Here is a 19,092-nt window from a genome sequence, read left to right on the forward strand (position 1 = left end):
CGACGCGTTATGTCTGATCCGCAGCCCGGATGGCCGCGACCTTTTTGCCAAACAGAAGCTGCAAAACCGCGAGGACGCCGAAAGGCGGCGCCAGCGCGCTCAGCGTGGAAATCCCCAGCGCGCCTTTGATGAGCATCGCCCCGGAAGCTATCAGCAGCAGAAAGACCAGCACCCGGAAGACCCGAACGGAAATACGTTGATGAACGTACTGGCCCACAAACGAACCGAGCACCATGGTGGGAATGCAGAACAGCACAAGCTTGATGGTCGAGAGCGTTAAGATCCCGCTGGTGGCGAGCCCGCCGATAATGGCGGCATTGTTGGCGGTGAAAAAAGCGTTGAGCGTGCCGCGAAAGGCGGCGGGGGCCAGATTTCGCAACATGCCGTAGACCACCACCGGTGGCCCGTTGGTGGAGAACGCCGAGCCTAACGCGCCCGCGATAACGCCGGTCGGCATCGCCAGCCAGTTTTTGTCATAGACCGGCAGCCTGGGAATAAACAGGCTGTAGAAGGAATAGAGGATCAAAAAGCCGCCAAGCCCGAGCTTCATTATCTGATCCGGCAGACTGGCGAGGGCGTACAGGCCCACCGGCACGCCGACAAACGAAAACACAATCAGCACCAGCGCCGGTTTCCATTGCGTCTCCTTACGCGAAAGCCAGGTCGCGTAGAGGGCGGTAGCAGTGCCCACAATCACCGACATGGGCGCTGCCATTTTTAATGGCAACAGCAGCGTTATCAGCGGCATCGTGGTGAGTGCGCCGCCAAAGCCGGCGCAGATCCCAACGAAGGTATATAAAAACATGATGCCGATAATCGCGATCACCGTGCCGTTGCTGAGCACAAGACCATCCGGGGTCAAAAGGGTGAAGAAGCCCATGATTTGTCCTTTTTACATGGGGTTTATCTGACGCAGCGTGGCGAAAAGGGACTGCCATTCGCTGCCCTCGCGGTAGAACACCGGCGGTTTGCCGAGCGGTGCGTCCACGGTGATGTCGCCGCCGTCGTGGGTTTCACCGGTCCAGACGTTTACCCAGCGATCGTCAGGCAACCACAGCGACCAGTCCTGGCGTCCTTCTTCATACACCGGTGCCACCAGCAGATCGCGGCCAAACAGATACTGATATTTCAGCGTGTAGACGCGGGGTTCATCCTCATAGTGCAAAAACAGCGGGCGCATCACCGGCAGGCCGGTGCGGGCATTCTGCGCCACCGCCTGTTTGATATAGGGTTTGAGCGTGGTGAAAATTGTCGTCATGCGGGCAAAATGCGCGATGGTTTCCGCGTCGCCGTCGAACTGCCAGTTATCGCCAGGGCGGTTGCCCTCATGCGTGCGCATCATCGGCGTAAACGCGCTGAAATCGCACCAGCGTAGCAGTAGCTCTTTGCTGCGCTTCATCTCAAACAGCGTGGTGTATCCGCCGATATCGCTGTGGTGCAGGCCGTGCCCGGACATCGCCAAAGACAGCGCGGCGGGGATCACCGAGGCGAGCCCGTCGTCGAGGCTCCAGTCAACGTTCTGATCGCCTGCCCACATCATCGTGGAATATTTCTGGCTGCCGGTATAACCGGCGCGCATAAAGAACAGCACCTCGCCGAGTTTTCCGGTCTCTTCAAGCGCCTCGTAGTTGCACTTCGCCCACAGCGCAGGCCAGGCGTTGTGCATAATCTCCGCGCTGACCTCGTTATACAGGTGCGTGTCGGTCGGCAGATATTCACCAAAATCAGCCATCCAGCCGCCGCAACCCAGTTCAATCAGCTGTTTTTTGATGACCTCTTTATACCAGGCGTACGCCTCCGGGTTGGTCAGGTCGACGACGCCCGCGTAGAACTCGCCAAACTCGACGTGATAATCCTTGCCTGCGGCATCTTGAGTCAGATAACCACGCGACGCCGCTTCTTCGCACAGGTCGCGATCGCTTGCCACATACGGGTTGATATAAGCGAGGAACTGCACGCCTTCGCGTTTCCACTGCGCAATGCGCGTATCGAGTTGCGGGTAAAGATCGCGGTTCCATTTCCAGTTCCACATCACGCGCTTGCCGAAGGAGGTCATGCGGATGCCGGACCAGTCCTGCGCCCAGATGCCGTTTACCTTCACGCCGCCGCGGCGCATCACGTCGAGTTTCTGCTGGCAGACTTCGGTACCGCCCTGAATGCCGAGCGTTACGCCATCGTAAACCCAGTCCGGCAGCTCCGGCTGGCGGCCCAGCAGGGCGGTGAGTTTTTCCAGCAGTTCGATGTAGGTCGGCGCGCATTCGAAGCGCAGCGTGGCGTGGTTTTCCCAGAACGCCAGCTCATGGTAGTGCGGCGCGCTGAAATCGAAGTTCATATAGCCGCTGTTATCGACATGGCAGTAGTACTTCTGGGTGCTGACGAACGTTGGCTGCGGAAAGAAGGTCCAGTAGTAGTCGCCGCCCGCGTTCTCTTTACAGTCGGCAAGCCAGGTAACGTGGCTCTGTTTATTACGGCCCACGCCCTGTTCGCTGGTCCACAGCGGGAACGGTTTACCGCGCAGATCGAAATAAGAGAACTGCTCGCCGCAGCCGTAAATATGATCGGCTGGCTTCGCCGCCAGCCGCAACCAGAGACGATTGTGCGCGACGGCGTCGTTTTTGAGCCTCAACACCAGACGATCGTGGTCATCGGTGCTCACCTCAAGCGTGGCGCCGATCGTCTCGCCGCGCGTAAAGCGAATCACCCAGCCAGAAGCGCGCTCGCTGACAGCCGCCTGCGTCAGGGCGATTTTCTCATCGAGCCGGTCTTTAATGCTGAAGTTGCCGCGGAACATCTCGATATCCGCTGTGCCTGCGCCCGCCCACAGGCAGGGTGTTTGCCTGGAGTGATGCAGGATCGTTCTTTGCCGGTACGACAACGTAAATCCGTCGTCATGGGAAACGAGTGTAATGTGTGACGAAGCCATGAAGACCTCCGGTGTAGGGTAATCAGTCAGTAAGGCGGTGTTGTTTTGCTTATTCGCCGCCGATTTCCATATTCAGGGTGTGCGTTTCGCCGGGCGCGAGCCTGACCACATCAATGCCGGAATTAAACGCGTTGGGCGGACAGCTCATCGGTTCAACGGCAAGCCCGACGCGGCCCAGCTTTTCGCCGGTATAGACCTGTATCCAGGGCGCTTCGGCCCGTAGCCAGACGGACATCGTCGGGTGCGACAGCCTTGCCTCCCAGCGTGCGGAAGACGGCGCTTTGAAGGTGTGGTCAATGTGCGTATCGGCAATGCGGCGCGGCGTGCGAAAATCGAGCCCTTCGTCCCCGGCGGGATGAAGCCGCGCGGCGTCAACCTCCAGGATTTGCGCGGCAGGTAGCGCGAGCTCGCACACGTTGATGTCATGCAGATTGCAGGTCAGATAGGGGTGCATCCCGACGCCATAAGGCGCCGGGGTATCACCCGCATTTGAGCCTGAAATACGCACGCGCAACCCCGCCGCTTCATCAAGCTGATAAGTGACGTCCGCCATCAGCATAAAAGGGTAACCATAGGTCGGCGGCAAAAAGGCGCTCAGCACGACGTGCGTGGGGCTTTGCTCCCGAATCGCCCAGTTGTGCCATGCCAGCAGCCCGTGAATGGCCGTATTGCCGACACGATCGTTAATCGCGGGCGTCAGCGTCTGACCCTCAAAGGTAAAGCGCCCGCCAGTGATGCGATTCGGCCAGGGGATCAGCACTTTACCCAGATGCGCGAGCGGCATCTCCTCGGGGGCGTGCGGGATAACGACGTGGCGCTGCCGCCGCGTCAGCGAGGCTAACCCCGCCCCGACCGTCACGATAGTCGCCTGCCATTCCCCTGCCGTTAACACTATGGTGGTTCCGCTTTTATGCATGTCCGTCTCCTCGCGTGGGGGTCAGCGCGTTATTTCGCGAGGCTGTCGAGCAACCCGGCGGCGACCGCAGGCGCAAGGCCCGGCGCGAGCGGAAGACGAGGGATGACCAGGCAATGCAGCAGATGGTAGATATCCTGTTTGCCGTCCCAGACTTTGGTGGTCACCTGATTGTTCTCGTCCAGTTCCTGCCACCACGAGCCGTTTTCATAATCCATCAGGTACTTCATGCAGTAGTCCCACCATTTCTGGTACCAGGCTTCATACTGCGGATCGCCCGTGACGTTATAGAGCGCCCAGGCGGTGCCCATCGCCTCCACAATCGGCCAGCGCACGCGTTCGCGGACAATCGGTTTGCCGTCCCAGCCGACGGAGTAGACAAAACCGTCTGCGCCGTCCGGTGCCCAGGCGTCGCTGATCGTGGCGTTAAACAGGCCTTTGGCATCTTCCAGTAGCCATTCCGGAGCCGCGTCGCCGCGCGCCAGTAGTGCGGCGCGCAGGTGCAGCATCAGGCGGCCCCATTCAATCCAGTGGCCCGGCGTGCCGCCGTAAGCGCGGAACCGGTGAGCCGGGTTCTCTTTGTTGTAATCGCGGATGGGGTTCCAGCGGGTATCGAAGTGTTCATTGACGCGGTAATCGCCTTTACGGGCGACATCGTGAATGATGACCGAGGCGACGCGCAGCGCGCGATCCAGCCATTTCTTGTCCTGAGTGACGTCGTAGACGATAAGAAACGCTTCGACGGCATGCATGTTGGCGTTGCCGCCGCGGTAGTTTTCCGTCTCGGTAAAGGCTTCATCCCAGGACTCCAGGCACATCTGCTCTTCTTCGCTCCAGAAATACTTCTCGATCACCGCAATGGCGTCATCCAGCAGCGCGCGGGCGGCGGGATGGCCGGTGGTGACGGCGCTGGCGGCGCCAAGCAGCACGAAGAAATGCTGATAGCCCTGTTTGGAGGCGTCCATCACGCCCTTGTCATTTACACAGGCGTACCAGCCGCCATATTTTTTATCACGCAGCGGGCCGTTAAGGGCGTTGATGCCATGCTCCACCAGCGCGTACGCGCCAGGGCGGCCCATCAGGGCGGCGACGGCGTAAACATGCAGCATACGGGCGGTGATCCACAGATGCGTGCCCATCTCTTCTTTCACCTGACCATTGTTCCCCAGCCAGCCGAAGCCGGTGGGTACGGCGGCGTTGCGGCCAAACGCGAAAATACGGTCGGTTTCCTGTTCCAGCCAGCGGTGGTGACTCAGTGTGTTAAACCATTTCATTGTCTGTTCTCCTTTCAGCGGCGAGCCATCATGTCGTCCACAATTTCCCCTAAGCGGCGTAGCTTCGGCAGCGCCACGTCGCGCAACATCATGTCGGTATCCGGCAGCCCGATAACCGTTGACCAGACGGCGCGACCGGCGAGGAAACCGCTGGCGCCCGCGCTCATCGCGATGCGCACGGCACGCGGGAAGAGCTTTTCGTCGACGCCGGAGGAGAGGATCACCCACGGCATGTTGATCTGGTCATTCAGTTTTTGCGACGCGCCAAGCAGCGTGCTGGCATCGCCGCGTCCGGAAAGCGGCATCTCGACTTTATAGAGATCGGCTCCGCTATCACCGAGCTCTTTCGCCGCCGCGATAATCGCCTGTTCACGGTCGAACTTATCGCCGCGGCGCGGCGGGCGTACCACCGGTTCAATGATGCTCAGCAGCCCCTGCGCATGGCATTTCTCGTTAAAGGCTTTCACCATCGCGAGGCGCTGCTGTGAGTCTTCATCGCTGCGCCACAGCACCAGCAGCTTGAGCGCTTTGCCGCCCTGCTGGCGCACCGCCTGCGCGTCGACGGCGTCATCCAGCGTCACGCTGTCGACGGGGATACCGTTACCGGGGATAAACTGGTCGGCGGCGACAATCATGGCGCAGCTCTCTGCGATGGCCTTTTGCTCCACCACCTGCGGGTAGCAGAACTGGCGGTCCACCAGAATGGCGGATGCGTACGGCGAAAGAACGCGCGCGGCGTTGAGCTTAAAGTCAGTCAGTACGGCATCGGTGACCGGCGTCGCCGTGCCCGCGGCGGCGAACATCAGGCGCATCGCTTCGCGCTGATCCACCGCCAGCATGGCGAATCCGCCGGACGGGCGGGCAATCTCTTTCAGGGTGTATTTTTCCATCAACGTTTTCCTTAAGGGTGAATGTCAAAGCGTGGCCTGGCGCGGCGTCAGCCCGGCGCTGACGCGAACCTGTTCTAAAATGGCGGACCAGTCCTGGCGGCCGCGCCCGCTGGCGCGCGCCTGGCTGTAGACTTCCCGCGAGGCAGCACCAAGCGGCATCGGCACATGCAGCTGATTCGCCACATCCAGCGCGATGCCTAAATCTTTATGGGCAAGATCAATCATGAAGGCGGGTGAGAGATCGCCTTTGAGCACTTTGTTCGGCCAGGAGGTGGTGAAGTGGCCTTTACCGGCAGGCGTACCGCTCATTACCTGCAGCGCCACGTCGAACGAAAGCCCGAGCGCTTCACACAGCACGGCGGCTTCAGCCGAGAGCGCGTTGAGCGCGATGCTCATGTAGTTATTGATAAGCTTGACGCGAATGCCCATTCCCGGCCCGCCTGCGCGGATGAGCTCTGAACCCATCGCCATCAGCACCGGTTCGACACGCGTCACCTGCTCCGGCGTTCCGCCCGCCAGCAGCAGCAGCGTGCCGGATTTCGCATGATCCGAGGTACGGCCCACCGGCACATCCATCATGCTGAAACCACGCGCGGCGAGATCGCTTATCAGCCTGTCGGTTTGCAGCGGATGAATGGTGGACATGTCGATAACCAGCGCCTCGCGGGAGAGCGACTGGCAGACGCCGTTATCGCCAAGCAGCACCTCGCGCACCAGATCGCCGTTCGGCAGCATGGTAATCACGAATTCCGCGCCCTGGGCGGCAGCCTGTGGCGTGGCGCACGCCGTCGCGCCCTCTGACGCCAGCGTCTCCACAGCGGTGGCGTTTACGTCGCAAACCTGCAACCGGTGCCCGTGGCGCAGCAGGTTTGCCGCCATCGGCGCGCCCATCTGTCCCAGTCCGATAAATCCAATCGTCGCCATAACATGCTCCTGTCAGCGTAAAAGCGGGATGTCAGTTTTGTCATTCATGGTGGATTATTTTTGTCTGTTTATGAGCGTATTTGTAATTTAAAGTCAAAAAATTGACAGGTATCACTTTTTTACGATCCGGGAAAATTAAAATGCCGCTATGTTGATTGACGGGAATCGTGACGGGCGCAGGCCCGTCCTGAGCGCAAACAGAGAGGAAGCTATGGTTCGCATCGCGTGTGTGGGTATCGCCGTACAGGATCGCATTTATACGCTGGAAGCCCTGCCGCATGAGGGTGGCAAATATGTGGCGCAACAGTACCGCGAAGTGGGCGGCGGCCCGGCCGCAACGGCGGCCGTAGCGGCGGCAAGACTGGGCGCACAGGTGGATTTTATTGGCCGCGTCGGTGATGATGCGACGGGCACGCAACTCTTTGCGGAGCTGGAATCGCTGGGCGTTAACACCTCGCGGGCGCGCCAGATTACGGGGGCACGCTCGTCGCAGTCGGCCATTCTTGTTGATGCCGCGGGCGAAAGAGTGATTGTTAACTATCCGAGCCCCGACCTGCCTGACGACGCGGGCTGGCTCGATGGCATCGACTTCGGCCGTTACGACGCCGTGCTGGCGGACGTACGCTGGCATGAAGGCGCGACGCGCGCGTTAACGCTGGCGCGCCGGGCGGGTGTGATGACGCTGCTGGATGGCGACGTGACGCCACAGGATATTCGTTCGCTGGTGGCTTTAAGCGATCACGCCGCGTTCTCCGCGCCGGGGCTGGCGCGCCTGGCGCCGGGGTTATCGCCGCAGGACGCCCTTAAAACAACAAAAACGCTCACGAACGGTCATGTATATGTCACGCTTGGTAAAGAGGGCTGTCTGTGGCTTGAAAATGACGACACGCTGCACCGTCAGGTGGGCTTTACGGTCGAGGCGGTGGACACCACCGGGGCAGGCGATGTTTTTCACGGCGCGCTGGCGGTAATGCTGGCTCGCGGCGAATCGCCGCAGGAGGCGGTGCGCTTCGCCAGCGCCGTTGCCGCGCTGAAATGCACCCGCCCTGGCGGGCGCGCCGGGATCCCCGACTGTGATCAAACCCGCTCTTTTCTGTCTCTTTTTGTATAAAATGCCCGGCGAGCAATGATTTTAAGGGGATCGTTCATGAGCCTTACCGGAGTGACGGGCAATCCGCGCCACGATCAGCTGATCGGGCTTATCGCCGAGCGGGGATATATGAATATCGACGAACTGGCGCAACTGCTGGATGTTTCCACCCAGACGGTGCGGCGCGATATTCGCAAGCTAAGCGAGCAGGGATTGATTACCCGACATCACGGCGGCGCGGGGCGGGCGTCAAGCGTGGTGAATACCGCGTTTGAGCAGCGCGAGATCTCCATGACCGGAGAGAAAATCGCGATAGCTCAGGCGATCGCCGACTATGTGCCGGACGGCTCTACGCTCTTTATCACTATCGGCACGACGGTAGAGCAGATAGCGCGCGCGCTGCTGAATCATAATCATCTGCGCATTATCACCAACAGCCTGCGCGTGGCGCATATTCTCTATAAAAATACCCGGTTTGAAGTGATGGTGCCCGGCGGGACGCTGCGCCCACACAACGGCGGCATCATCGGCCCGGGGGCTTCTGCGTTCATAGAAGGATTTCGTGCGGATTATCTGATAACGAGCGTGGGTGCCATTGAGAGTGACGGCGAGCTGCTGGAGTTTGACGTGAACGAGGCGAACGTGGTGAAAACCATGATGGCCCACTCGCGGCATATCTTACTGGCGGCCGATCATACGAAATACCACGCCTCGGCGGCGGTCAGTATTGGCAACCTTTCGCAGGCCACGGCGCTCTTTACCGACCGGCAGCCTGGCGCATCGCTGAACACGATTTTAAAAGCCCATCAGATTGAGCTGGTGCAGGCGGAATTGCCGTCTGGCGACGACGACACCGACCACTAAATTTCTTACGCCGCGCGCGGGCGATGCAAAACCCGCGCGTTAGCACATAGTCAAAGTTCGCCTTTCTCGCTACAGTTAACATTCACATGGCCCGAAAGGAGAGTGAGTCATGCTCTATATCTTTGATTTAGGTAATGTCATTGTCGATATCGACTTTAACCGCGTGCTGGGCGTCTGGAGTGATTACAGCCGCGTGCCGCTGGCGAATCTGCGCCAGAGTTTCTCCATGGGCGAGCCGTTTCATCAGCACGAGCGTGGCGAGCTGAGCGACGAGGATTTCGCGAAGGCGCTATGCGAAGAGATGGCGTTGCCGCTGAGCTTTGAGCAGTTCTCCGCGGGCTGGCAGGCGGTGTTTGTCGGGCTGCGCCCGGAAGTGATTACTATCATGCAGCAACTGCGCGAGCAGGGGCATCGCGTGGTGGTGCTCTCCAACACCAACCGGCTGCATACGACATACTGGCCGGAACAGTATCCGGAAGTGCGGGCCGCCGCCGACGCTATCTATCTTTCGCAGGAGATGGGGATGCGCAAGCCGGAGCCGGAAATCTACCAGAAAGTGCTGGAGCAGGAAGGCTTTAGCGCTCGCGACGCCGTGTTTTTCGATGATAACGAGGCGAATATCGACGGCGCGCGCAAAGTGGGCATTACCAGCGTGCTGGTGACTGACCGTAAAACTGTGCCCAGCTATTTCTCGAATCCCGCATGTTAAAATCCGTTCATCAAAAAGTGGCCCGTCGAACCGGGCCGCTGCTCGCCTGGCTTAAGCTGCTGTGGGTGCGAATCGATGAGGATCATATGACGACGCTTGCCGGTAATCTGGCGTATGTGTCGTTGCTCTCGCTCGTGCCGTTTGTCGCGGTTATTTTTGCGCTGTTTGCCGCGTTCCCGATGTTTTCTGACGTCAGCGTCCAGCTGCGCCATTTTGTGTTCGCCAATTTTATGCCCGCCACGGGCGACATCATCCAGCGTTATATCGAACAGTTCGTCGCTAATTCCAGTAAGATGACAGCCGTTGGCGCGCTGGGGCTGATTGTTACCTCGCTGCTGTTGATGTATGCCATCGACAGCGCGCTTAACACGATCTGGCGCAGCACCCGTCAGCGCCCAAAAGTCTACTCCTTTGCCGTTTACTGGATGATCCTGACGCTCGGCCCACTGCTTGCAGGCGCGAGTCTGGTGATTAGCTCGTATCTACTGTCGCTGCGCTGGGCGAGCGGTTTTAACACCATGATTGACGACGTGCTGCGTATTTTTCCGCTGCTGCTGTCGTGGCTCTCGTTCTGGCTGCTTTACAGCGTGGTGCCGACGACGCGCGTGCCGGCTCGCGACGCACTGATTGGTTCTCTGGTGGCCGCGCTGCTCTTTGAACTGGGCAAAAAGGGTTTTGCCCTTTACATCACGATGTTCCCTTCTTATCAGCTGATTTATGGCGTGCTGGCGGTGATCCCTATTCTCTTTCTCTGGGTCTACTGGACGTGGTGCATCGTCTTGCTTGGCGCGGAAATTACTGTCACTCTCGGGGATTATCGCAAATTACGACAGGCCGCCAGAGAAGAAGCTGAATCAGTATGATTGCATTAATTCAACGTGTGACCCACGCCAGCGTGCGCGTGGGAGACGAAGTGACGGGTGAGATCGGGCCGGGACTTTTAGTGCTGTTAGGTGTCGAAAAAGACGACGACGAGCAGAAAGCGAACCGCCTGTGCGAGCGCGTGCTCGGCTACCGAATTTTTAGCGACGAACAGGGCAAAATGAACCTGAACGTGCAGCAGGCGGGCGGCAGCGTGCTGGTGGTGTCGCAATTTACGTTACCGGCGGATACTGAAAAAGGCCTGCGCCCGAGCTTTTCGCGCGGCGCGCCGCCTGAGCAGGCGCAAGCCCTTTACGACTATTTTGTCAGCCGCTGCCGTAGCGCGGGCATGACCACCGAAACAGGACGTTTCGCCGCCGATATGCAGGTCTCACTGACGAATGACGGCCCCGTGACGTTCTGGTTGCAGATATGAACCAGATGCCATCGTGGCCGCGCACAACAAGAGAGAGTACCGCTATGTATCACCTTCGTGTACCCGAAACAGAAGAAGAACTTGAGCGCTACTACCAGTTCCGCTGGGAGATGTTACGCAAGCCGCTGCATCAGCCGAAAGGCTCAGAGCGGGACGCCTACGACGCGATGGCTCACCATCAGATGGTGGTGGATGAAGAGGGCAACCCTGTCGCCATCGGGCGGCTGTATATCAATGCCGATAACGAAGGCTCGATCCGGTTTATGGCGGTCGACCCGGCGGTGCAGGAGAAAGGTCTCGGTACGCTGGTGGCGATGACGCTGGAGTCGGTCGCGCGCCAGGAAGGCGTGAAGCGCGTGGTCTGTAGCGCGCGCGAGGATGCCGTGGAGTTCTTCGCCAAGCTGGGGTTTGTGAATGAAGGCGAGATAACCACGCCGCAAACCACGCCGCTGCGCCACTTTCTGATGATTAAACCGATAGCCTCGCTGGATGATATTCTCCACCGCGCCGACTGGTGCGCGCAGTTGCAGCAGGCGTGGTATCAGCATATTCCGCTCAGCGAAAAGATGGGCGTGCGCATCCTGCAATATACCGGGCAGAAATTTATTACGACGATGCCGGAGACCGGCAACCAGAATCCGCACCATACGCTGTTCGCAGGCAGTCTGTTTTCCCTGGCGACGCTGACGGGCTGGGGGCTTATCTGGCTGATGCTGCGCGAGCGGCATCTGGGCGGGACGATTATTCTGGCCGACGCGCATATTCGTTACAGCCGACCAATTACCGGTAAGCCCGGCGCGGTGGCCGATTTAGGGTCGCTCAGTGGCGATCTCGACCGTCTGGCGCGCGGGCGCAAAGCGCGCGTGCAATTGCAGGTGGAACTCACGGGCGACGAGACGCCCGGCGCGGTGTTTGAAGGCATTTATATTGTGTTGCCCGCCAAACCTTTCGGGCCGCTGGAAGAGGGCGGCAACGAGGAGGAGTAGGCGTCAGGGCCGGGTGTTTTTTGATCCGGCGGGTGCGCTGCGCTTACCCGCCCTACGGGAACTGGTGCTGGTGGTTTTGGTGGGTGCGCTGCGCTTACCCACCCTACAGGACCCTGACATTAAGGCGATAACGTAGGGCAGGTAAGCGCAGCGCACCTGCCGTCGCTTCCTACATGCCCTACACCATAAGGCCCATCACGTCCCCGGCACCACGCCATTCTGCATAATTTGCTGGACCTGCTGCCCGCTTTTCCCTGTCGCCTGCAACTGCCCGTTAACGCTCGGGCGCAGCGGCGCGTCTGCCGCCAGACTGCCGCTCGCGGTGAGCTGTAAATTACCGTCACCCTCCAGCGGCACCTGCGGCCAACCCCAGTTATGCAACACATTGACCGGCACCGCGCGACCATTCAGGCTCACCGTCGTCATTCTCTGCGGTAACTGAGAAATCGCCGCGGTGGCCTGTAGCATGCCCTGGCCCGCAAACGCGCTCAGCTCGCTAATGGCGATGGTGGAAGGGTTCGCGTTCAGCGTCAGCGACGGGCGGCGCACATCGACGCGGTTAAACGTCGCGGCGGCGGCGTTCAGCGTGGCGTTGCCGCCCCAGATCCCCCATTCGCCGTTACGCGCCAGTTGCAGATTATTGCCCCACGCGTCCAGCGCGGTGAGCTGGAACGGCCAGTCAGGATCGATATCGATAATCAGATTGCGGCTACCGGAGAGCTTTTTCACCGTCACGGTTTGCAGCCACGCGGGCAGCTTCTCCTGCCAGCGCTTTTTCCAGTCGGCAGGCAGTGTGTATTCAAGCCCCGCCAGGGCCAGCTCGTCGAGCGTCAGCGCGTTGCCTGCCCGCTGCCAGTCGCCGGAAGTTCTCACCATGCCGCCTTCCCAGCGCGAGCTGAACTGTCGCAGCGCCACGCCCTGCGCTGACAAATCGGCGTTCACGATGGGGTCGAGAAAATGCAGCGAGCCGTAAACCACCTCGCTGGCGTTCATCGACACCTTGCCGTCATCGCTCTGCCAGCTGCCGTTCACCAGCGTCAGATTGCGCAGGCTGATATCCAGATCGGTCGCCGCCCAGCCAGGCCCTTCAAGCCGCGCGTCAGTCACGTCAACGCGGCCAAGCGCAAGCGAGGGGAGCGTTGTCAGCGGTTGCAGCAGATCGCTTACCGATTTCGCGGTTTGCAGACGGATATCGCTTAAGCGCAGGTTATCCACTACCCAGCCGCCGTTCGCTAACCGACGCGCGTTGCCGGTGAGCGCGCCGCGGGCGATATCGGCACCGAGATTGGTGATAGTCACTTCGTCATTGTTAATTTCGCCCTGCACCAGCACATTGCTGGCGGGCATGCCGTTTAGCGTCAGCGAGCCTGCGCTCAGGGCGATATCCGCTTTGCTGCCGAGAATTTTCCCGGCTTCAGGCAGCCACGGGCTGATACCGCCGCTAACGCGCTGCGCGCTGAGATCCCAGCCGGTTTTCGGGCTGTTAAACGCCATATCGCTTAGCTGAAGGCGGTCAGCACGAAACGGCAGCGGTGCGGTGGAAGGGGATAAATTCAGCGTGCCTTTGTAGAGCAAAATGGTATCGACGTGCATCGGCTCGGTAACCTGTCGGCTGCTCAGCCCGATATCGACCTTTTGCGCCACCAGCGTGGCGGGCTGGCCGTTGCGCCCGAACGTCACATTTTTGAGCACCAGATGCGAAGGCGCGGAAAAGCTGTGGTCCATTTCATCAAAGGTGATGTGATAGCCGCTGTGCTGGTTCACCCAGCCGGTGAGCCAGCCCGCGCCCCAGCGCGTCTGCAACAGCACGTAAAGCACGAGCAGAATCAGCAGAACGGCGGCGATCAGCGCAATGATGAGCTTTCCGAGAAATTTCATTGTCTTCCATCCTGTGAACTTCCGATGATGGATTTATGCACTATTCAGGCGAATTGCTCAAGGCGGGGATTGTCAACGGAGGTGTCAGCGATGGCGGCGCGGCGCCGCCATCGGCAGGGGATCAGTCGTTGGTCTGTTTTTCCGGCGGGAAAATCAGATTCAGCACAATGGCGGTGATGCCGCCCGCGGCGATGCCGGAGGAGAGCAGGTTTTTCACCCAGTCCGGCGCGAACTGCAGGATCAGCGGCTGCTGAGAAACGCCGAGGCCCACCGCCAGCGACAGCGCGATAATCATGATCGCGCGGCGGTTTAACGGCTCGCGGGAGACGATACGTACGCCGGACGCCGCAATGGTGCCGAACATCACAATTGTCGCGCCGCCCAGCACCGGCTCAGGGATATGCTGAACGAAACCGCTGACCGCCGGGAACAGGCCGAGCACAATCAGCATCAGCGCCACCACAAAGCCGACATAGCGGCTGGCGACGCCAGTTAACTGGATAACGCCGTTGTTTTGTCCGAAGCAGGAGTTCGGGAAAGTGTTGAACACGGCGGAGACAAACGAGTTCAGACCGTTCGCCAGCACGCCGCCTTTCAGGCGCTTCATATACAGCGGGCCGGAAACAGGCTGTTCGGAGACGTCAGAGGTGGCGGTGATATCGCCGATGGTTTCAAGCGACGTGATCATAAAGACCAGCATCAGCGGCAGCAGCAGGTTCCAGTCGATGCCGAGCCCGTAATGCAGCGGGGTGGGGATCATAATCAGCGCGCTCTGCGCAGGTGCCACGCTTTGCGGCAGCATGTCCATCGCCCAGGCCAGCAGATAACCCACCGCCATCGCAATCACCAGCGACGCGACGCGCAGGTACGGGTTACGCTGGCGGTTAAGGAGAATGATCACCGCCAGCACCGCGCCCGCCAGCAGCAGGTTTTTCGGCGCGCCGAAGGTGTGATCGCTTATCGCAGCATAGCCGCCGCCAATTGACGTCAGCCCGACCTGAATCAGCGACAGACCGATAATCATCACTACAACACCGGAAACCAGCGGCGTGATAATGCGGCGCGCCAGGTGAAGAACGCGGGAGATGACCATTTCGGTGCAGCTTGCCAGCATCAGAGTGCCAAACAGTGCGGCCATCATGGTTGGCACGTCCGCGCCGCCGGTCTTCAGTGCCGTCCCGCCCATAATGAGCGGTGCCACAAAGTTAAAGCTGGTGCCCTGAATGGAAAGCAACCCGGAGCCGACCGGCCCCCACGCTTTTATCTGGATAATCGATGCCACACCGGAGGCAAACAGCGACATGCTAATGATGTGCTGGGTATCCTGCGCGGGAAGCCCAAGAGCCTGACAAATCAGCAGCGCAGGCGTAATCACCGCAACGAACATCGCCAGAAGATGCTGGCAGGCGGCAAACAGCGTTTGCGGCAGCGGCGGCCGGTCTTCCAGACGATAGATGAGTTCGCTATTTCGCGCGGGCGCAACCGATTGCGCGTTTTCAGACTCAAGGGTGTTAATGGACATCGACATAATCCCACGGTGGAAAAGCGGACATTCTAGCGAAGTGCATCACAAAAGCAAACGATTGCAAACGGCGAGCATACCTGCCTGAAAAAGCGGAAATCCGTATCCATGACGCGATTTACCGCCATCAGTCTGTGCGGCCTGACAGACATTCATGACACGAACAAAGTTAATGTCTGCGCATCGTTACTGCTGACACGCATTAAAAAAGAAGTGAGTTTTAGGGCGAACAGGAAAAACCGCCTTTCCACTGGAAAGGCGGTAAAAAATTAAAGCCGTTCGATCTGTACCGTGACTGCGCCTGAAACACCGCCAGCGGTGACATTTTGGTTAGCCAGCTTAACCGGCTGGACGCCGAAGCTGACTTTACCTAAATGCGATAAAGTGATTTTGCTGACCTTTAACAAGTCATTATTAATAGCAAGAGGCGTGTCATCTTCTGCAAAAAAACCAATGCCCACACCGCTGGCTGCGTTCCCTGAGGACGCATATTGATTTGCTAAAGTTGTGCCTTCAGCATTATCAGCTTGCCCCATAAATTTCACCGCGATATGACCGTTTGAAACGGCATCGGCGCAAGCCCCGTCTTTATCAGCACCATTGATAAAAACGGAAATGGCCTGGGGAGCGGTAGCGTTATCTCCCTGCGATACCAGTTGTGACGTGTCAACCGTAAAAGAAACACTCTCCTGAGAAAGTGTCACTCTGCACCCTTGATTTACAGAAGAAAGTTTTCCGGTGACAAACAGTGAGGCGGGCACATCCTCAGACGAAACACTTGCCTGAGCCGCGCCTGCGAAGAGCAAGCCAGTAATCATTAATCCTGTGATTTTATTTAATTTCATGAGTTTCTCCTTGACATGAATATCAATAGGTAAATATGTGTTTCAGTAATAATGGATTAAAGACGCTCTATCTGGAACGTAATATTGCCTGTGACGGAGCCGGAAGTAACCGTCTGGCCTTTCAGTTTTACTAACTGTATCCCAATGATGTTGGTGGAATCATTTGTCTTATCCGCAATGGTATAAGTTTCACGTACATCAATAGGCGTTTTATCACCCTTAAATAAACCAATACCTACACCAGAGGCGGCATTTCCACTTGTGTCAGTATTCGAAAAAACATTACCGTCAGCATTGTCAAAGCTGCCGGTAAATTTAACGGCAACTTTCCCGTTGTAAACTTCTTCACTGCATTGCGTAAAGTCATCCGAACCCTTAACCGAAAAGGTGATGAGGGCGGGGTCGGTGGCATTTTGCCCTTGTTCAATCAGGCTGCCGGATGTTGAATTAAGAGTGATGACGTTTTTTGACAAAGTCACCTCGCAGTCTGCCGCCGTATTACTGAGTTTGCCAGTGACTGCGAGGATTGCGGATTGATCCTGTGTTTCCGCTATAGCATGGGCTGTACTTGCCAGCAGCAGAGCAGAAAACGTTATTTTAAAAAAATTTTTTTTCATGTTGTTCCCTTACAGTTGTTTATACAGATGGTAAACGTATTCAAATATTCGAAATTCAATGCCGGTCAGGTGTGAGATCCTCCATGTTTAACTTTTGAATTTAACATTTTGAAAATAAGTCATGTTTAATCATGTAAATATGTTAGGGTATTTACCTGGTTTCTAAGGCTGTACGGCATCAACGCTGACGTCGCCGATACATTGCAGTCATACGGATGTCTGCATAAATTATTCGCGTTCTTTTAAGTATGGGTGTTAAATTCTGGCAATAAGACGGCCACGGGACGAATCGCCTTAGATGATGCTTAGAATCTATGGCTCAATAATGCCCCTGAAATACTATCTTCAGCAGTAAGTCGGAAATCTTTAACCCTTGCTTCAGAGTGCCTTGCCCGGGGTGTCGTCTTTATACAAGAAGGTAGAGAGCGTTCCGGGAAAATCGCTTGCTCTTAATGCTTTAAGGCGGTGTATTTTCTTAATCTGCTGCCAGATTACTTACATTATACATTGGAAGTCAGGCACTTCCGGCCATCAGTTGTCAGCCAGTATAACTGTTTTATATGCTGCAGTTGCTGACCTAAAAATTAAACGAATTTATTAAGTGCAACCTTAAAAATGCAGTGCACCCCTGTAAGGGTGCCTGCATTATTATATTTTCAGAATAGTTTAAAACTTAACTACACTGCGCTGTAATTAGATTACAGACGTTCAATTTCAATCGTTAAGGAACCCGCTACGTCACCCGCAACGGCTTTCTGACCATTCAGTTTAACCATATTGATGGCCAGAATGTCGCCACCTACGTTAGACGTTGCAGCCATTGTGTCCTGGTTCATTTTGATTGGCGTGTGATCAACCGTAAACAGGCCGATGCCTACACCCGTCGCTGCGCCAGTGGAAACATTGCCATTGGCCAGTACGGTGCCATCAGCGTCATCTGCAGTACCGGTGAATTTATATGCCATTTTTCCCTGAGCAACCTGATCCTGGCATTCACTGCCGCCAGCAATAGACAGACGAACGGTTTTCACACCGGCCGCATTGATCAGCGTTGCGTCGCCCTGGTTGACCAGGTCAGCTACATCGCTTTCAAGGTTAATGCTGTTGGTAGAAAGGTTTACGGAACACAGTTCGGAAACACTTTCTACAACTGTACCGGTTACGCTCAGTGTCGCGGAAACATCGTTCGGGTTAGTTTCAGCATGAGCTGCGCCAACCATAAACAGTGCAGAAACGGCTAATCCTAATACAGACTTTTTCATAATTTTATATCCTTTAAAATTTTCAGATTGAAATAGGCGAAAAGCAATCCTGCACACAACGCGCAAGAATACTTTTCCATATTTCTGGCAAATAAATTCTATATGCTTATTAACATTGTTAAAGATAGTTTATACGCAAGGTGATTTGCGCTTTTACTTTACCTCCTGTCAGATTGTTACTGGTTTTTGCATAACGAACAGAAAGCGGTAATGGATAACTGTTTTGGTTAGGCAATGATAAATCCAGCGGTGAATTAGGACGCATTACTGTGCCATTAAATAACATTTCAATGCCGACATTCTCGGCATGACTATCTGGCGCTACGTTTTTGAATACGGTCGGGTTGTTCGCATCGGTTAAACCTTCAATATTGATGCTGGCCCTGCGTGTATTCATACACAATAAATTTACATTGACCGATTGCGCTGTTATTCCGCTATTAGACTTGAGCTCGCTGATTTTGACAGGCGGCAAGTCAATCTGAGGTTTCACCACCTGAATCATGCAGTGCGCTTTCGGTGAAATAAGGGCCATCGCCAGATTGACGACAAAAGAGTTGTCATTAAGCGTTATTAGAGAAGGAATACGAAAACTGAGTATGCCGCCCGACGTTATCGTCCCCGTTTTTATCGCTTCCAGCCGCAGTTTAATATCATCAGACGTAATCGTTTTATTACTTAAGTCACGCGTTTGCGCTGAAAAGGGCAATATCCACTCTCTGTGTGCGGATCCCGGTTTGTCATAGATCATCGTGATGCGAATACCCAGGCCTGGTAATGCCGTGGCATAGGTGTCTTGCCCATTTTGTCGGCCTGGCAACTTTCCATTAAGGAGCTGACTAATTTCAGCTTTGCACGCTGTGCTAATAATATCGTGCGATCCACTGAGTTCGGCCAGACTCGCTTCTTTTTTATAAATAACGCTGCCGACCGGCATCATTGTGATGTTGTCTGGCAACTGGACCGTAACAGGTATTGTCACATTCGAAGGATTTTGTTTCAGGTTACAGTCGCTGGCATATACTGGCGCTATCAGACCTTTTATTAACATGGCTATTGCGGCGCTTTTCGCCAGTCGAAAATAGATGTTCATAATCT

General features: G+C 56.7%; 18 protein-coding genes. 6 read left to right on the top strand and 12 right to left on the bottom strand.

All coding sequences use genetic code 11. The features are described 5' to 3' along the window. Nucleotides 1–7: 7 nt before the first annotated feature. Genes G9X48_RS16455 through yihU form a run of 6 tightly spaced genes read right to left on the bottom strand, consistent with a single transcriptional unit; the run spans nucleotide 8 to nucleotide 6,924 of the window. Nucleotides 8–880 (bottom strand): sulfite exporter TauE/SafE family protein, encoded by an 873-nt coding sequence (locus G9X48_RS16455; RefSeq protein WP_097641157.1) that lies wholly within the window; start codon nucleotides 878–880, stop codon nucleotides 8–10. A 12-nt stretch (nucleotides 881–892) separates the two neighbouring features. Further along, on the bottom strand, nucleotides 893–2,923 hold the full coding sequence (locus G9X48_RS16460; RefSeq protein ID WP_105629622.1) for an alpha-glucosidase: 2,031 nt from the start codon (nucleotides 2,921–2,923) through the stop codon (nucleotides 893–895). A gap of 49 nt (nucleotides 2,924–2,972) precedes the next feature. Beyond that, nucleotides 2,973–3,839, bottom strand: coding sequence for an aldose-1-epimerase (locus G9X48_RS16465; RefSeq protein ID WP_097641155.1), 867 nt, complete (start codon nucleotides 3,837–3,839; stop codon nucleotides 2,973–2,975). A gap of 29 nt (nucleotides 3,840–3,868) precedes the next feature. Then, nucleotides 3,869–5,110, bottom strand: coding sequence for a sulfoquinovose isomerase (gene yihS / locus G9X48_RS16470; RefSeq protein WP_097641154.1), 1,242 nt, complete (start codon nucleotides 5,108–5,110; stop codon nucleotides 3,869–3,871). 14 nt (nucleotides 5,111–5,124) lie between these two features. After that, nucleotides 5,125–6,000 carry an aldolase gene (locus G9X48_RS16475; protein ID WP_014727776.1) on the bottom strand — a complete coding sequence of 292 codons (876 nt, stop codon included), beginning with the start codon at nucleotides 5,998–6,000 and terminating at the stop codon, nucleotides 5,125–5,127. Between the two features lie 24 nt (nucleotides 6,001–6,024). Beyond that, nucleotides 6,025–6,924 carry a sulfolactaldehyde 3-reductase gene (gene yihU / locus G9X48_RS16480; protein ID WP_097570930.1) on the bottom strand — a complete coding sequence of 300 codons (900 nt, stop codon included), beginning with the start codon at nucleotides 6,922–6,924 and terminating at the stop codon, nucleotides 6,025–6,027. Nucleotides 6,925–7,135: 211 nt separating this feature from the next. On the opposite strand from yihU, the gene G9X48_RS16485 reads away from it, so the two are divergent. The 6 genes from G9X48_RS16485 to fabY all read left to right on the top strand — a co-directional run bounded on the left by G9X48_RS16485 (nucleotide 7,136) and on the right by fabY (nucleotide 11,870). After that, nucleotides 7,136–8,035 (top strand): sugar kinase, encoded by a 900-nt coding sequence (locus G9X48_RS16485; protein ID WP_097641153.1) that lies wholly within the window; start codon nucleotides 7,136–7,138, stop codon nucleotides 8,033–8,035. A gap of 36 nt (nucleotides 8,036–8,071) precedes the next feature. Next, on the top strand, nucleotides 8,072–8,878 hold the full coding sequence (locus G9X48_RS16490; RefSeq protein WP_097641152.1) for a DeoR/GlpR family DNA-binding transcription regulator: 807 nt from the start codon (nucleotides 8,072–8,074) through the stop codon (nucleotides 8,876–8,878). A gap of 109 nt (nucleotides 8,879–8,987) precedes the next feature. Then, entirely contained in the window at nucleotides 8,988–9,587 is a 600-nt protein-coding gene (gene yihX / locus G9X48_RS16495) for a glucose-1-phosphatase (RefSeq protein ID WP_004387703.1), read from the top strand. Continuing rightward, nucleotides 9,581–10,450, top strand: coding sequence for a virulence factor BrkB family protein (locus G9X48_RS16500; protein ID WP_012126223.1), 870 nt, complete (start codon nucleotides 9,581–9,583; stop codon nucleotides 10,448–10,450). The genes yihX and G9X48_RS16500 overlap by 7 nt, the downstream gene beginning before the upstream one ends. Further along, nucleotides 10,447–10,884 carry a D-aminoacyl-tRNA deacylase gene (dtd, locus tag G9X48_RS16505; RefSeq protein ID WP_097641151.1) on the top strand — a complete coding sequence of 146 codons (438 nt, stop codon included), beginning with the start codon at nucleotides 10,447–10,449 and terminating at the stop codon, nucleotides 10,882–10,884. The genes G9X48_RS16500 and dtd overlap by 4 nt, the downstream gene beginning before the upstream one ends. Nucleotides 10,885–10,928: 44 nt before the next feature. Further along, entirely contained in the window at nucleotides 10,929–11,870 is a 942-nt protein-coding gene (fabY, locus tag G9X48_RS16510) for a fatty acid biosynthesis protein FabY (RefSeq protein ID WP_007853129.1), read from the top strand. A gap of 195 nt (nucleotides 11,871–12,065) precedes the next feature. Here the strand turns inward: fabY and G9X48_RS16515 are convergent, their stop codons facing one another. The 6 genes from G9X48_RS16515 to G9X48_RS16540 all read right to left on the bottom strand — a co-directional run bounded on the left by G9X48_RS16515 (nucleotide 12,066) and on the right by G9X48_RS16540 (nucleotide 19,087). Continuing rightward, nucleotides 12,066–13,748, bottom strand: coding sequence for an AsmA family protein (locus G9X48_RS16515; RefSeq protein ID WP_097641149.1), 1,683 nt, complete (start codon nucleotides 13,746–13,748; stop codon nucleotides 12,066–12,068). A 121-nt stretch (nucleotides 13,749–13,869) separates the two neighbouring features. Further along, nucleotides 13,870–15,270, bottom strand: coding sequence for a uracil-xanthine permease family protein (locus G9X48_RS16520; protein ID WP_097647516.1), 1,401 nt, complete (start codon nucleotides 15,268–15,270; stop codon nucleotides 13,870–13,872). Nucleotides 15,271–15,539: 269 nt separating this feature from the next. Beyond that, entirely contained in the window at nucleotides 15,540–16,115 is a 576-nt protein-coding gene (locus G9X48_RS16525; protein ID WP_097566174.1) for a fimbrial protein, read from the bottom strand. A 56-nt stretch (nucleotides 16,116–16,171) separates the two neighbouring features. After that, complete coding sequence (locus G9X48_RS16530; protein WP_097641147.1) at nucleotides 16,172–16,732, bottom strand: fimbrial protein; 561 nt, start codon at nucleotides 16,730–16,732, stop codon at nucleotides 16,172–16,174. A 698-nt stretch (nucleotides 16,733–17,430) separates the two neighbouring features. After that, nucleotides 17,431–17,994, bottom strand: a complete 564-nt coding sequence (locus tag G9X48_RS16535; RefSeq protein WP_105629621.1) for a fimbrial protein — start codon at nucleotides 17,992–17,994, stop codon at nucleotides 17,431–17,433. Nucleotides 17,995–18,112: 118 nt separating this feature from the next. Beyond that, the gene (locus G9X48_RS16540; RefSeq protein ID WP_097641145.1) at nucleotides 18,113–19,087 is read right to left on the bottom strand and encodes a fimbrial protein; all 975 of its coding nucleotides are present in this window, start codon (nucleotides 19,085–19,087) and stop codon (nucleotides 18,113–18,115) included. Nucleotides 19,088–19,092: the final 5 nt, after the last annotated feature.

The sequence above is a fragment of the Cronobacter sp. HA18006 genome, from assembly GCF_011605445.1.
GTDB classification, from domain to species: domain Bacteria; phylum Pseudomonadota; class Gammaproteobacteria; order Enterobacterales; family Enterobacteriaceae; genus Cronobacter; species Cronobacter sakazakii.

What these genes read in the sequence shown, in the direction of transcription:
- G9X48_RS16455 (WP_097641157.1), bottom strand. Translation starts at nt 880, where the DNA reads ATGGGCTTCTTCACCCTTTTGACCCCGGATGGTCTTGTGCTCAGCAAC.
- G9X48_RS16465 (WP_097641155.1), bottom strand. Translation starts at nt 3,839, where the DNA reads ATGCATAAAAGCGGAACCACCATAGTGTTAACGGCAGGGGAATGGCAG.
- G9X48_RS16525 (WP_097566174.1), bottom strand. Translation starts at nt 16,115, where the DNA reads ATGAAATTAAATAAAATCACAGGATTAATGATTACTGGCTTGCTCTTC.
- G9X48_RS16540 (WP_097641145.1), bottom strand. Translation starts at nt 19,087, where the DNA reads ATGAACATCTATTTTCGACTGGCGAAAAGCGCCGCAATAGCCATGTTA.
- yihX (WP_004387703.1), top strand. Translation starts at nt 8,988, where the DNA reads ATGCTCTATATCTTTGATTTAGGTAATGTCATTGTCGATATCGACTTT.
- G9X48_RS16490 (WP_097641152.1), top strand. Translation starts at nt 8,072, where the DNA reads ATGAGCCTTACCGGAGTGACGGGCAATCCGCGCCACGATCAGCTGATC.
- G9X48_RS16515 (WP_097641149.1), bottom strand. Translation starts at nt 13,748, where the DNA reads ATGAAATTTCTCGGAAAGCTCATCATTGCGCTGATCGCCGCCGTTCTG.
- fabY (WP_007853129.1), top strand. Translation starts at nt 10,929, where the DNA reads ATGTATCACCTTCGTGTACCCGAAACAGAAGAAGAACTTGAGCGCTAC.
- G9X48_RS16475 (WP_014727776.1), bottom strand. Translation starts at nt 6,000, where the DNA reads ATGGAAAAATACACCCTGAAAGAGATTGCCCGCCCGTCCGGCGGATTC.
- G9X48_RS16485 (WP_097641153.1), top strand. Translation starts at nt 7,136, where the DNA reads ATGGTTCGCATCGCGTGTGTGGGTATCGCCGTACAGGATCGCATTTAT.
- yihS (WP_097641154.1), bottom strand. Translation starts at nt 5,110, where the DNA reads ATGAAATGGTTTAACACACTGAGTCACCACCGCTGGCTGGAACAGGAA.
- G9X48_RS16520 (WP_097647516.1), bottom strand. Translation starts at nt 15,270, where the DNA reads ATGTCCATTAACACCCTTGAGTCTGAAAACGCGCAATCGGTTGCGCCC.
- G9X48_RS16460 (WP_105629622.1), bottom strand. Translation starts at nt 2,923, where the DNA reads ATGGCTTCGTCACACATTACACTCGTTTCCCATGACGACGGATTTACG.
- G9X48_RS16530 (WP_097641147.1), bottom strand. Translation starts at nt 16,732, where the DNA reads ATGAAAAAAAATTTTTTTAAAATAACGTTTTCTGCTCTGCTGCTGGCA.
- yihU (WP_097570930.1), bottom strand. Translation starts at nt 6,924, where the DNA reads ATGGCGACGATTGGATTTATCGGACTGGGACAGATGGGCGCGCCGATG.
- dtd (WP_097641151.1), top strand. Translation starts at nt 10,447, where the DNA reads ATGATTGCATTAATTCAACGTGTGACCCACGCCAGCGTGCGCGTGGGA.
- G9X48_RS16535 (WP_105629621.1), bottom strand. Translation starts at nt 17,994, where the DNA reads ATGAAAAAGTCTGTATTAGGATTAGCCGTTTCTGCACTGTTTATGGTT.
- G9X48_RS16500 (WP_012126223.1), top strand. Translation starts at nt 9,581, where the DNA reads ATGTTAAAATCCGTTCATCAAAAAGTGGCCCGTCGAACCGGGCCGCTG.